The organism is Mycolicibacterium llatzerense (genome assembly GCF_025331195.1).
GTDB classification, from domain to species: domain Bacteria; phylum Actinomycetota; class Actinomycetes; order Mycobacteriales; family Mycobacteriaceae; genus Mycobacterium; species Mycobacterium llatzerense.
This window is the reverse complement of sequence record NZ_LXOV01000001.1, coordinates 2030548-2042177: the sequence shown is the minus strand read 5'-3', so window position 1 is coordinate 2042177 and position 11630 is coordinate 2030548. Positions and strand designations below refer to the sequence as shown.

Annotated in this window: 13 protein-coding genes; 8 read left to right on the top strand and 5 right to left on the bottom strand. The window is 66.5% G+C overall.

What is annotated here, in order from left to right:
• Positions 1 to 18: 18 nt before the first annotated feature.
• Positions 19 to 1266, bottom strand: coding sequence for a cytochrome P450 (locus A7G45_RS10055; protein WP_260936472.1), 1248 nt, complete (start codon positions 1264 to 1266; stop codon positions 19 to 21).
• A 156-nt stretch (positions 1267 to 1422) separates the two neighbouring features.
• On the opposite strand from A7G45_RS10055, the gene A7G45_RS10050 reads away from it, so the two are divergent.
• The 4 genes from A7G45_RS10050 (at position 1423) to A7G45_RS10035 (ending at position 4960) form a co-directional block, all read left to right on the top strand.
• Positions 1423 to 2574: a steroid 3-ketoacyl-CoA thiolase gene (locus tag A7G45_RS10050; protein WP_260936470.1), complete on the top strand. Its 1152-nt coding sequence runs from the start codon at positions 1423 to 1425 to the stop codon at positions 2572 to 2574.
• A 16-nt stretch (positions 2575 to 2590) separates the two neighbouring features.
• Positions 2591 to 3085, top strand: a complete 495-nt coding sequence (locus tag A7G45_RS10045) for a nitroreductase family deazaflavin-dependent oxidoreductase (RefSeq protein ID WP_276554760.1) — start codon at positions 2591 to 2593, stop codon at positions 3083 to 3085.
• Between the two features lie 137 nt (positions 3086 to 3222).
• Positions 3223 to 3507 carry a transporter family protein gene (locus A7G45_RS10040; protein ID WP_260936468.1) on the top strand — a complete coding sequence of 95 codons (285 nt, stop codon included), beginning with the start codon at positions 3223 to 3225 and terminating at the stop codon, positions 3505 to 3507.
• Positions 3508 to 3718: 211 nt separating this feature from the next.
• Positions 3719 to 4960, top strand: a complete 1242-nt coding sequence (locus tag A7G45_RS10035; RefSeq protein ID WP_260936466.1) for a histidine phosphatase family protein — start codon at positions 3719 to 3721, stop codon at positions 4958 to 4960.
• Positions 4961 to 5158: 198 nt separating this feature from the next.
• Here the strand turns inward: A7G45_RS10035 and A7G45_RS10030 are convergent, their stop codons facing one another.
• Together A7G45_RS10030 and A7G45_RS10025 are read right to left on the bottom strand one after the other, a co-directional pair.
• Complete coding sequence (locus A7G45_RS10030; RefSeq protein WP_260936464.1) at positions 5159 to 6064, bottom strand: SDR family oxidoreductase; 906 nt, start codon at positions 6062 to 6064, stop codon at positions 5159 to 5161.
• Between the two features lie 40 nt (positions 6065 to 6104).
• Complete coding sequence (locus tag A7G45_RS10025) at positions 6105 to 6869, bottom strand: SDR family oxidoreductase (RefSeq protein WP_260936462.1); 765 nt, start codon at positions 6867 to 6869, stop codon at positions 6105 to 6107.
• 57 nt (positions 6870 to 6926) lie between these two features.
• Between A7G45_RS10025 and echA20 the strand changes: the two genes are divergently transcribed.
• From echA20 to ipdC, 4 genes are read left to right on the top strand one after another with little or no spacing between them, the layout of a single operon-like run.
• Positions 6927 to 7682 carry a (7aS)-7a-methyl-1,5-dioxo-2,3,5,6,7,7a-hexahydro-1H-indene-carboxyl-CoA hydrolase gene (gene echA20 / locus A7G45_RS10020; RefSeq protein ID WP_043400318.1) on the top strand — a complete coding sequence of 252 codons (756 nt, stop codon included), beginning with the start codon at positions 6927 to 6929 and terminating at the stop codon, positions 7680 to 7682.
• Between the two features lies 1 nt (position 7683).
• A complete protein-coding gene (locus tag A7G45_RS10015) occupies positions 7684 to 8583 on the top strand; it encodes a CoA transferase subunit A (RefSeq protein ID WP_260936458.1) in 900 nt (299 codons plus the stop codon).
• On the top strand, positions 8580 to 9332 hold the full coding sequence (gene ipdB, locus A7G45_RS10010; protein ID WP_260936456.1) for a cholesterol ring-cleaving hydrolase subunit IpdB: 753 nt from the start codon (positions 8580 to 8582) through the stop codon (positions 9330 to 9332). Before A7G45_RS10015 ends, ipdB begins: the two co-directional genes overlap by 4 nt.
• Before the next feature lie 5 nt (positions 9333 to 9337).
• On the top strand, positions 9338 to 10408 hold the full coding sequence (gene ipdC, locus A7G45_RS10005; protein WP_043400327.1) for a (3aS,4S,5R,7aS)-5-hydroxy-7a-methyl-1-oxo-octahydro-1H-indene-4-carboxyl-CoA dehydrogenase: 1071 nt from the start codon (positions 9338 to 9340) through the stop codon (positions 10406 to 10408).
• Positions 10409 to 10474: 66 nt separating this feature from the next.
• Here the strand turns inward: ipdC and A7G45_RS10000 are convergent, their stop codons facing one another.
• Both A7G45_RS10000 and A7G45_RS09995 read right to left on the bottom strand, forming a co-directional pair.
• On the bottom strand, positions 10475 to 11056 hold the full coding sequence (locus A7G45_RS10000; RefSeq protein ID WP_260936451.1) for a UbiX family flavin prenyltransferase: 582 nt from the start codon (positions 11054 to 11056) through the stop codon (positions 10475 to 10477).
• Entirely contained in the window at positions 11053 to 11550 is a 498-nt protein-coding gene (locus A7G45_RS09995; RefSeq protein WP_260936449.1) for a TIGR02444 family protein, read from the bottom strand. The genes A7G45_RS10000 and A7G45_RS09995 overlap by 4 nt, the downstream gene beginning before the upstream one ends.
• Positions 11551 to 11630 lie beyond the last annotated feature (80 nt).

Below are 11630 nucleotides of genomic sequence, written 5' to 3'. Positions count from 1 at the left end.
CTACTCGCTCAGTTGCCGTCAGTGCTGGACGGGGCACTTGCCCGTGTAATCGACCTGCCAGTGCTTGATGCCGTTGAGCCAGCCCGACATCAGCCGCTCTGGCTCGCCGATCGAGACCAGGTCGGGCATGTTGTCGGCGATGGCGTTGAACATCAGGTTGATGGTCATGCGCGCCAGGTTGGCGCCGATGCAGTAGTGCGCACCGGTGCCGCCGAAGCCGACGTGCTGGTTCGGCGTGCGCAGGATGTCGAAGGAGTGCGGGTTCTCGAACACCTCGTCGTCGAAGTTGGCCGAGCGGTAGGACATGACGACCCGGTCACCCTTCTTGATCGTCACGCCACCGAGCTCGGTGTCCTCGAGAGCGGTGCGCTGGAACGCGGTAACCGGTGTGGCCCAACGGACGATCTCGTCCGCGGCGCTCTCCGGACGTTCCTTCTTGTACAGCTCCCACTGCTCCGGGTTCTGCGCGAAGGCGATCATGCCGTGGGTGATCGAGTTACGGGTGGTCTCGTTGCCGGCCACCGCCAGCATCACCACGAAGAAGCCGAACTCGTCGTCCGAGAGCTTCTCGCCGTCGAAGTCCGCCTCGATCAGCTGGGTGACGATGTCGTCGGTCGGGTTCTTGGCCCGCTCCGCAGCCATGTTCATGGCGTACGTGATCAGCTCGAACGAGGACGCGGCCGGGTCGATGTGCGAGTACTCCGGATCCTCACCGGCGGTCATTTCGTTGGACCAGTTGAACAGCTTGTCGCGGTCTTCCTGCGGCACACCGAGCAGGCCGGCGATGGCCTGCAGCGGCAGCTCACAAGAGACCTGCTCGACGAAGTCGCCGGTACCGGAAGCTGCCGCGGTCTCGGCGATCTTCTGGGCCCGCTCGTTCAGCTCGGCCTGCAGCCGGCCGATGGCGCGCGGGGTGAAACCACGCGAGATGATCTTGCGCAGCCGTGTGTGCTGCGGGGCGTCCATGTTGAGCAACACCGCGCGCTGCACGTCGACGGCGTCGCGGGTCATGGCCTGCGGCCAGACCGGAATCGCACCGTCGGGCGCGCTGCCGAAGATATCGTTGCGCTTCGACACCTCCTTGACGTCCTCGTGGCGCGTGACGATCCAGTAGCCCTTGTCACCGAAGCCACCGGTGCCGCCGGGCACGTCCACCCAGTGGACCGGCTCGGACTTACGCAGTTCGGCCAGCTCTTCAATGGGGAGGCCTTGGAGGTTGCGGGTCGCGTCCAACAAGTCGAGATCGGACGGGATCGGGCAGGGCATGGTGTCTCCTTGGGGAATCCAACGCCTCAGAACACGGTCCTGAGACAAATCCTTCTAGTTCCTGTTGCGACCATTGAAACATGCCTTCACCGCAGATCAAAGGCCCAACCCAATCGTTGCTTGTCAGACTAATGAAACGTGTTCTAGCCTGACCTCATGGGTAATCCTGTCATCGTTGAAGCCACTCGCAGCCCGATCGGTAAGCGGGGTGGCTGGCTGTCCGGCCTGCATGCGACCGAACTCCTGGGCGCGACGCAGAAGGCTCTCGTCGAGAAGGCCGGGCTCGACGCCGGCGACATCGAGCAGCTCATCGGCGGCTGTGTCACGCAGTACGGCGAGCAGGGCAACAACATCACTCGGCAGTCCTGGCTGGTCGCCGGATTGCCCGAGCATGTCGGCGCCACCACCATCGACTGCCAGTGCGGCAGCGCCCAGCAGGCCAACCACCTGATCGCGGGCCTGATCGCCACCGGCGCCATCGACATCGGCATCGCCTGCGGTATCGAGGCCATGAGCCGGGTTCCCCTGGGCTCCAACGGCGGTGGCGCCCGCGCCGCGTCGTGGGACATCGACCTGCCCAACCAGTTCGAGGCCGCCGAGCGCATCGCGAACCGCCGGGGCATCACCCGCGCCGACATCGACGCACTGGGCTTCGCCTCGCAGGCCAAGGCCAAGCAGGCCTGGGCCGAAGGCCGTTTCGACCGCGAGATCTCGGCCATCGAGGCGCCGGTCATCGACGAGAACAAGCAGCCGACCGCAGAGCTGAACTGGGTCAGCCGTGACCAGGGCCTGCGCGACACCACCCTGGAGGGCCTGGCCTCGCTGAAGCCGGTGATGGAGGGCGGCATCCACACCGCAGGCACCTCGTCGCAGATTTCCGACGGTGCCGCCGCGGTGCTGTGGATGGACGAGGACAAGGCCAAGGCGCTCGGCTTCAAGCCCCGCGCCCGGATCGTCGCGCAGGCCAACGTCGGCGCCGAGACCTACTACCACCTGGACGGCCCGGTGCAGTCCACCGCCAAGGTGCTCGAGAAGGCGCGCATGTCGATGGCCGACATCGACCTGGTCGAGATCAACGAGGCCTTCGCGTCCGTCGTGCTGTCCTGGGCTCAGGTGCACAAGGCCGACATGGATAAGGTCAACGTCAACGGCGGCGCCATCGCGCTGGGCCACCCGGTCGGTTCGACCGGCTCGCGGCTCATCACGACCGCGCTGCACGAGCTGGAACGGACCGGCAAGTCGACCGCGCTGATCACGATGTGCGCCGGCGGTGCGCTGTCCACCGGCACGATCATCGAGCGCATCTAGGAGCAGGGTCGCCACCATGGCCGACGGGGAAATGAACGACAGGCAGCTGAAGATCCTGAATTCCAAGGGGATGCAGGTCGGCTTCAAGTGGATGTCGCGGATCAACACCTGGGCGTTCCGCGCCACCGACGGCCGCATCGGCGCCAAGTGGCGGCTCGGCTCCAAGCCTGTCGCCGCCCCTCCGCCGGTCGGCATCCTGACGACCATCGGGCGCAAGTCGGGCGAACCCCGCGACAGCCCGCTGCTGTACCTGCGCGAAGGCGGTCGGATCGTCGTCGTCGCCTCACAGGGCGGCCGCGACACCCACCCGATGTGGTACCTGAACCTGGTTGCCAACCCGAGCGTGAAGTTCCAGGTGCGTGGCGAAAAGTTGCAGCTGACCGCCCGCGAAGCCACCGACGCCGAACGTGACGAGTACTGGCCCAAGCTCGACGCCATGTACCCGGACTTCGTCGACTACCGCTCGCACACCGACCGGAAGATTCCGATCGTTCTGCTCGACCCGGCCTGATCACAGCCCCGAAAAGCTCCCCTGGACTGCATTCGCGCCAGGGGAGTTTTTGGATCCGCGACAAGGTTGCCGGCGCTGAACCGGTCAGGCCTGGGGACCGTGGTCTACAGAGGGGACTCTCACGATCGGAGAAACTCATGAAGCGCTCGATCATCCTGCCTTGCCTGGTCACCGCGTTCGTCGCGCTGACGCCCGCCGGCGTCGCACTCGCCGACAACCCGCACGCCCCCGGCACCTCCGGCCAGCCGGGCAAGCAAGCCAGCGACGATCCCGCTCTGAAGCCGCCGGGCTTCAGCAGCCCAGGGTTCGCCAATGCGGAGCAGCACTACGCGGGCAGTGCATTGAATCCGAACCGGGGCAACACCGACAAAGCGGTGAGCCAATACGACGTCGCCGGCTTCCAGTGGCAGCAGCACCACTAGGCGTGACGGCCTGGTGCCCAGCAAATTTTCGGGGCTAGTTAACGGCGGAGACTAGACAGATTCGCAGATGTGTACATAGTGTGGCGTGGCGCACGTGCAATGCCGCATGTGCGCCCACGCACAGCCTGAGTCACATCTGGAGCCGTCTATGTCATCAACGTTCCGCACGGGGATTCCCCACACTCGAACACTCAAACGCGCAGGACAGGCTGTGGCGGTCGTCGTCACCGCGGCCTTCATGTTCCTGGCCTCGGCGTTCTCCGCCTGGGCCGCGACAAACATCACCATCACCTTCGTGCGCCACGGCGAATCCCAGGGCAACGCCTCGGGCCTCATCGACACCAAGATCCCGGGTCCCGACCTGACCGCGACAGGTCAGACCCAGGCCCAGACCGTGGCAGGCGTCCTCGCCAATGACGGCCTGGCGCACGACGCCATCTTCGCCTCCGACATGGTGCGTACCCAGCAGACCGCGGCGCCGTACGCCACCGCGACCGGCATGCCCGTGACGGTGCTCAGCGGCCTCCACGAGGTCCAGGCCGGCATCTTCGAAGGCCAGTCGCAGGACTCCGGCTTCGCCCGCATCCTGTACGCGCTGATCCCGCTGTCCTGGGCCACCGGCAACCTCCTGATGCCGATGCCCGGTTCACCCGACGCCAACGGCGCGGTCTTCCAGGACCGGTTCAACGGCGCGGTCGACGACATCTACGCCAGCGGCGCACAGAACCCCGTCGCATTCGCACATGGCATGTCGATCATGGCCTGGACCTTGATGAACGTGGAGAACCCCGACCTCACGCTGATGCTCAAGCACCCCCTGGGCAACACCGACATCGTCAAGGTGACCGGCAACCCCGAGGACGGTTGGACCCTGGAGAACTGGGGCGGCGTCGCCGTCACGCAGAATCCTGCGCTGCCCACCAAGCTGTTCGTCAACGTCCGCGACGCTGTCAAGGTGCCGCAGATGGCGCTGTACAACGTGGCCAAGGCCCTCGGCACCGGCAATATCGCCAACATCGCCAACGCCATTCGCGACGGCGTGTTCGACACGGCCAAGGCCGTGGTGAACCTGCCGATCAATGTGGTCAAGAGCGTCGTGAAGTCGGTTCAGACCGGCACCGTCTTCAAGGCGGCGCCGCCGCCGGCGTCGGTGCAGGCCGTCACGCCCAACGCTGCCGCCGCGGCGAAGGACACCGACAGTGCCGACAAGCCCTCGGCGACGCCGACGATCACCAAGCAGGTCTCCGCCAGGAAGCCTGCCGTGACCGGCGCCAAGGACAAGACGGTCAAGGCCACCGAGGAAACCAAGGTCGACACCACCAAGGTCGACGACGCCAAGACCGGCGACACCAAGACCGGCGACACCAAGTCCGAGACGGCCGACAAGCCCAAGGTCGAGAAGCCCAAGAAGCAGAAGAAGGACAAGGCCGCCAAGGCCGACTCCGCCAAGTAGCCGCAGCAAAAAAGCTCCCCCAGAACAGGATTCGTTCTGGGGGAGCTTTTTGCAGTGTCTGTCTGGTGGCAGGGTGACGCCCTGGTTTCCAGATCAACGCGGTGCGCCGTCATTGGCGAGTTCACTCTGAACACATGGCGGTGGTTACTCGATGTTTTGCGCCGCCAGTTCCGAGTCAACGCAGATGGGCACCCGCGGTCAGCTGCCGTAGACCGGAACCGGCGGACGCTCCTTCGTGAGCAGATCGGCGACCACGGGGCCCAGCTCGGCCGGGTCCCACTTGGCGCCCTTGTCGATCTCGGGACCGTGCGCCCAGCCCTCGGCGACGCGGATCTTGCCGCCCTCGAGCTCGAACACCTTGCCGGTGACGTCGCGCGACTCGACGCTGCCCAGCCACACCACGAGCGGCGAGATGTTCTCCGCGGCCATGGTGTCGAACGCCTGATCCTGGGTGTTCATCGCGTCGGCGAAGACGGTCTCGGTCATGCGGGTACGAGCCGACGGCGCGATGGCGTTGGCGGTGACGCCGTAGCGGCCCATCTCGGTCGCGGCGACCAGCGTCAGCGCGGCGATGCCGGCCTTGGAGGCGCTGTAGGTGGCCTGGCCGACGCTGCCCTGCAGGCCGGCGCCCGAGCTGGTGTTGATGATGCGCGCGTCCACGGTCTCGCCGGCCTTGGCCTTGGCCCGCCAGTACGCCGCGGCGTGCTTCATGGTGGCGAAGTGCCCCTTGAGGTGCACCGCGGTGACGGCGTCGAATTCCTCTTCGGTGGCGTTGGCGAACATGCGGTCGCGCACGATGCCGGCGTTGTTCACGAGCACGTCGAGCGTGCCGTAGGTGTCGACGGCCTGCTGGATCAAGGCCGCGGCCTGCTCCCAGTCGGCGACGTTCGAGCCATTGGCCACGGCCTCGCCACCGGCCGCGACGATCTCGTCGACCACGTTCTGCGCGGCGCTACCGCCACCGGCGGGCGAACCGTCCAGGCCGACGCCGATGTCGTTGACCACGACGCGGGCACCTTCGGCGGCGAACGCAAGCGCGTGCTCACGCCCGATTCCGCCACCGGCGCCCGTCACGATGACCACGCGGCCGTCGAGCAATCCCATTGATCTCTCCTACTGTGGTTGGTTACGGGCGCTGGCCGCCCTACTTGTTGGCGCTGGACGTTTCCAGGTACTGCGGCGGCTCGCCGCCACCATGCACTTCGAGGGACGCACCGCTGACGTACGACGCGGCCTCGGAGGCCAAAAATGCTGCGGCCCAGCCGATATCGGCTGGCTTGGCCAGGCGCTTGAGCGGGACCGTCGCGGCGACGGCGGCGACCGACTCGGCATCGCCGTAGAACAGTTCGGACTGCTCGGTCTCGACCATTCCGACGATCACGGAGTTCACTCGGACCTTGGGCGACCATTCGACGGCGAGCGTCGTGGTCAGGCTATCGATGCCGGCCTTGGCGGCGCCGTAGGCACCGGTGCCCGGGCTCGGCCGATGCGCGCTGACGCTGGAGATGTTGACGATCACGCCGCCGGAGTCCTGCTGCTGCATCACCGCGTTGGCATGGGTCGAAACCAGCAGTGGCGCAATCAGGTTGAGCTCGATGATCTTGGTGCTGAACTTGGCCGACGCATCAGCGGCGAGCGCGAACGGCGAGCCACCGGCGTTGTTGACGACAACGTCCAGCCGGCCGTGCTTGGCGACGATGGCGTCGATCATCGCCTTGACCGCCGCGTCGTCACGAACGTCGCAGGCGTGGAACTCGTAGGGCAACCCCTCGACCTCGCGCCGCGCGCAGGTGATGACGGTCGCGCCCTGCTCGGCGAACACCGCGCTGATGCCGGCTCCGACGCCGCGCACACCGCCGGTGACCAGCACCACGCGCCCGGCCAATTGCAGATTGATTCCAGCAGTCACTGTGCTAGCGTACCAAGCAAGTGCTTGCTTAGGTACCCGTCCCCCAGGAAGTGACTGATGACCATCACCACCAAAACAGTCGAACCGGGCATCGTCTCGGTCACCGTGAACTACCCGCCGGTCAACGCCATCCCGTCGGCAGGTTGGTTCGAGCTGGCCGACCAGATCACTGCGGCCGGGCGCGACAAGAGCACCCACGTGGTGATCCTGCGCGCCGAGGGACGTGGCTTCAACGCCGGCGTCGACATCAAGGAAATGCAGAACACCGAGGGCTTCGGCGCGCTGATCGACGCCAACCGCGGCTGCTACGAGGCGTTCCGCGCGGTGTATGAATGCCAGGTCCCGGTCGTCGCGGCGGTCAACGGTTTCTGTGTCGGTGGCGGCATCGGCCTGGTCGGCAACGCCGACGTCATCGTCGCTTCTGACGATGCCAAGTTCGGTCTGCCCGAGGTCGAGCGCGGCGCCCTGGGCGCGGCGACCCACCTGTCCCGCCTGGTCCCGCAGCACATGATGCGCCGGTTGTTCTTCACCGCCGCCACCGTGCCCGCGACGACGCTGCAGCACTTCGGTTCGGTGCACGAGGTCGTCCCGCGCGAAGAGCTCGACGAGGCCGCGCTGCGCGTCGCCCGCGACATCGCCAGCAAGGACACCCGCGTCATCCGCGCCGCCAAGGAGGCGCTGAACTTCATCGACGTGCAGCCCGTCAACGCGCGCTACCGCATGGAGCAGGGCTTCACCTTCGAACTGAATCTGGCCGGCGTGTCCGACGAGCACCGCGACGAGTTCGCGGGGACCAACAAGGGAGCCAAATAGAATGGCAGACAAGACAACAACTCTCGAAGCCGCAGTCGCCGAGATCGAAAGCGGCATGACCATCGGCATCGGCGGCTGGGGTTCCCGCCGCAAGCCGATGGCGTTCATCCGCGCACTGCTGCGCACTGACGTCACCGACCTGACCGTCGTCACCTACGGCGGGCCGGACCTCGGATTGCTGTGTGCCGCAGGCAAGGTCAAGCGCGTCTACTACGGCTTCGTGTCGCTGGACTCGCCGCCGTTCTACGACCCGTGGTTCGCCAAGGCCCGCATGAGCGGCGCCATCGAGGCCCGCGAGATGGACGAGGGCATGCTGCGCTGTGGCCTGCAGGCTGCCGCACAACGTCTTCCGTTCCTGCCGATCCGCGCCGGCCTCGGCAGCGACGTCCGCGCCTTCTGGGGCGACGAGCTCAAGACCGTCACCTCGCCGTACGAGACCGACGGTGCGCACGAGGAACTCGTCGCCATGCCGGCGCTGAATCTCGACGCCGCGTTCGTGCACATGAACCTCGGCGATGTGAAGGGCAATGCCGCCTACACCGGCATCGACCCCTACTTCGACGACCTGTTCCTGATGTCGGCCAAGCGCCGCCATCTGTCGGTCGAAAAGATCGTCTCCACCGAAGAGCTGGTGAAATCGGTTGTGCCGCAGCAGCAGGTCATCAACCGCATGATGGTCGACACCGTGGTCGAGGCCCCGAACGGCGCCCACTTCACCACCAACGAGCCCGACTACCGGCGCGACGAGAAGTTCCAGCGCCACTACGCCGAAGCCGCCGGCTCGGAGGAGACGTGGGCCGAGTTCGTCAAGACCTACCTGTCCGGAACCGAAGCCGACTACCAGGCTGCGGTCCGTAAGTTCGCCGAGGCTCAAGCAGCCCAGAAGGAGGCCGCCAAGTGAGTGACGCAACCCGCGCCGAGGTCTGTGCCGTCGCCTGTGCCGAATTGTTCCGTGACGCAGGGGAAATCATGGCCAGTCCCATGACGACCGTCGTGCAGATCGGTGCCCGCCTGGCCCGGCTGACCTTCTCCCCCGACATCGTGATCACCGACGGCGAGGCCCGCATGCTGGCCGACACCCCGGCGATCGGCGCCCCGTTCGCCGTCGAGGGCTGGATGCCGTTCAACCGCGTCTTCGAGACCCTGGCCTGGGGCCGTCGCCATGTGGTCATGGGCGCCAACCAGATCGACCGCTACGGCAACCAGAACCTGTCGGCCTTCGGCCCGATCCAGCAGCCGACCCGCCAGATGTTCGGTGTCCGCGGCGCACCCGGCAACAGCATCAACCACGCCACCAGCTACTTCGTGGGCAACCACACCAAGCGCGTGTTCGCCGACTCGGTCGACATCGTCTCCGGAATCGGTTGGGACAAGGTCGATCCGGCCAACCCGGCGTACCGCTTCCTGAACGTCTACCAGGTGGTGTCCAACCTGGGTGTGTTCGACTTCCACGGCCCCGAGCACCAGATGCGCGCGGTGTCGCTGCACCCGGGTGTGACGGCCGAAGAGGTCGCCGACAACACCTCGTTCGAGGTGCACGGCCTGGACGCCGCCGGCGAGACCCGCCTGCCGACCGCCGATGAACTGCAGCTGCTGCGCGAGGTCATCGACCCGAAGTCGCTGCGGGACAAAGAAGTGAAAGCGGTCTAGTCCTGATGTCCAAGCTCAAGACCCCGCTGACCGAGCTGGTCGGCATCGAGTACCCGGTCGTGCAGACCGGCATGGGCTGGGTGGCCGGCGCGCGTCTGGTCGCGGCCACCTCCAACGCCGGTGGTCTCGGCATTCTGGCGTCGGCGACGATGACGCTGGAAGAGCTGCAGACCGCCGTCGCCAAGGTCAAGGCGGCCACCGACAAGCCGTTCGGCATCAACATGCGTGCCGACGCCGGCGATGCGGCTGCCCGCTGCGACCTCCTGATCCGCGAAGGAGTCAAAGTCGCCTCCTTCGCCCTGGCTCCCAAGCCCGAGCTGATCGCCAAGCTGAAAGACGCAGGCGTCGTGGTGATCCCGTCGGTCGGCCTGGCCAAGCACGCCAAGAAGGTGGCGAGCTGGGGTGCCGACGCGGTGATCGTGCAGGGCGGCGAGGGCGGTGGCCACACCGGCCCGATCGCCACCACGCTGCTGCTGCCGTCGGTGCTCGACGCGGTCAAGGACACCGGCATGCCGGTGATCGCCGCGGGTGGCTTCTTCGACGGCCGTGGCCTGGCAGCCGCGCTGTCCTACGGCGCCGCCGGCGTCGCGATGGGCACGCGGTTCCTGCTCACCTCGGACTCGACGGTGCCCGATGCGGTCAAGCAGCGGTACCTGGACGCCGCCTTGGACGGCACCGTGGTGTCGACCCGCGTCGACGGCATGCCGCACCGCGTGCTGCGCACGGGCCTGGTGGAGAAGCTCGAAAGCGGTTCCCCGGTACGCGGTTTCGCCGCCGCGATCGGCAACGCCCAGAAGTTCAAGAAGATGTCCGGCATGACCTGGCGGTCGATGGTCAAGGACGGCCTGGCCATGCGCCACGGCAAGGACCTGACCTGGTCGCAGGTCGTCATGGCGGCCAACACCCCGATGCTGCTGAAAGCCGGTCTGGTGGAAGGCAACACCGAAGCGGGCGTGCTGGCCTCGGGCCAGGTGGCGGGCATCATCGACAGCCTGCCGTCATGCGCCGAGTTGGTGCCCCAGATCGCCGCCGAGGCCATCGAGCACCTGCAGGCTGCCACCAGCTACATCGTGTAGGTCACTTTCTCTGCGCGAGCAGTCGTGTAAACCCCCTGAATCGCTTGATTCAGGGGGTTTTCACGTCTACTCGGCAGGAACCACGGTCATGCCGTGCCAGCGTTTGACGTCCGGCAGGGTGATGTCGAACAGGTCGAGGGCACGGCCGACGGTCTGGTTGACGATGTCGTCGAGGGTCTGCGGGACGGTGTAGAACGCCGGCACCGGCGGCATGATGATCGCGCCGTTGCGGGTCGCCTGGGCCATCAACTCGATGTGCCCGGCATGCAACGGTGTCTCGCGCAGCAGCAGCACCACGCGCCGCCGCTCCTTGAGGCAGACGTCGGCGGCCCGCACGACGAGAGAATCGTTGTAGGACTGCGCAATTCCGCTCAGGGTCTTGATGGAGCACGGCGCGACCAGCATGCCGGCGGTGATGAACGAACCGGATGACACCGTCGCCGCGATGTCGCGTGGGTTGTGTACCTCGTCGGCGAGGTCGCGGACGTACTCATGCGTGTACTTGGTCTCTTGGGCGATGGTGCGGTGCGCTGCGGTGGTGACGATGGCGTGCGTCTCCACGTCGGCGACGTCGCGCAACAACTCCAGCGCCCGGATGCCATAGACGGCGCCCGACGCACCGGTGATCGCCACGATCAATCGCTTCATGTGTTCCCCACTCCTGCAGCCGCTGCGGCGATCGTAGCCAGCGCCGCGTCCTCGTCGCTGGTCAATGGCCGGTCCGACTGTGCGCGCACCACCAACGCCAGCGCCTCGGCCACCCGAGCGACGGTGTCCCCGCCGGCCGGCTCGATATCAGGCATCAGCGCGTCCAACTCATCGAGCTCGATCAGCTCGGAGCGGATCTCCACGGCCTTGAGCTGCTCCCGCAGCTCGGTGGTGGCCGGGCTGGGCGCCGGCGGTGGCCCCGACTTGAGCCGCCGTCGCACAGCACGCAGCGGACGGACGATCTCGCTGTGCCACTGGGCCACTCGCTCGCTCGCGGCTGCGAGCGTGTCCGTCGTCAGCTGACCTGCGACGCCCACCCGAGCCGCGAACAACAGCAGGTTCACGTCGAGACCGAAGCGGTCCTGCAGCAGCACGCACGCCTGCTCGACCCCGTCTTCGCGATGTACCCGCAACGCAAAATCTGGTAACTGCACGGTGACCAATTGTGGTGTTCGGTGACCCGACCTGGCTAGTCGTAGTAGACAGTTATTTGCCGCGACCGAGATAGACCAGA

What these genes read in the sequence shown, in the direction of transcription:
- A7G45_RS10055 (WP_260936472.1), bottom strand. Translation starts at nt 1,266, where the DNA reads ATGCCCTGCCCGATCCCGTCCGATCTCGACTTGTTGGACGCGACCCGC.
- A7G45_RS10015 (WP_260936458.1), top strand. Translation starts at nt 7,684, where the DNA reads ATGGCAGACAAGACAACAACTCTCGAAGCCGCAGTCGCCGAGATCGAA.
- echA20 (WP_043400318.1), top strand. Translation starts at nt 6,927, where the DNA reads ATGACCATCACCACCAAAACAGTCGAACCGGGCATCGTCTCGGTCACC.
- A7G45_RS10030 (WP_260936464.1), bottom strand. Translation starts at nt 6,064, where the DNA reads ATGGGATTGCTCGACGGCCGCGTGGTCATCGTGACGGGCGCCGGTGGC.
- A7G45_RS10040 (WP_260936468.1), top strand. Translation starts at nt 3,223, where the DNA reads ATGAAGCGCTCGATCATCCTGCCTTGCCTGGTCACCGCGTTCGTCGCG.
- ipdC (WP_043400327.1), top strand. Translation starts at nt 9,338, where the DNA reads ATGTCCAAGCTCAAGACCCCGCTGACCGAGCTGGTCGGCATCGAGTAC.
- A7G45_RS10050 (WP_260936470.1), top strand. Translation starts at nt 1,423, where the DNA reads ATGGGTAATCCTGTCATCGTTGAAGCCACTCGCAGCCCGATCGGTAAG.
- A7G45_RS10045 (WP_276554760.1), top strand. Translation starts at nt 2,591, where the DNA reads ATGGCCGACGGGGAAATGAACGACAGGCAGCTGAAGATCCTGAATTCC.
- A7G45_RS10000 (WP_260936451.1), bottom strand. Translation starts at nt 11,056, where the DNA reads ATGAAGCGATTGATCGTGGCGATCACCGGTGCGTCGGGCGCCGTCTAT.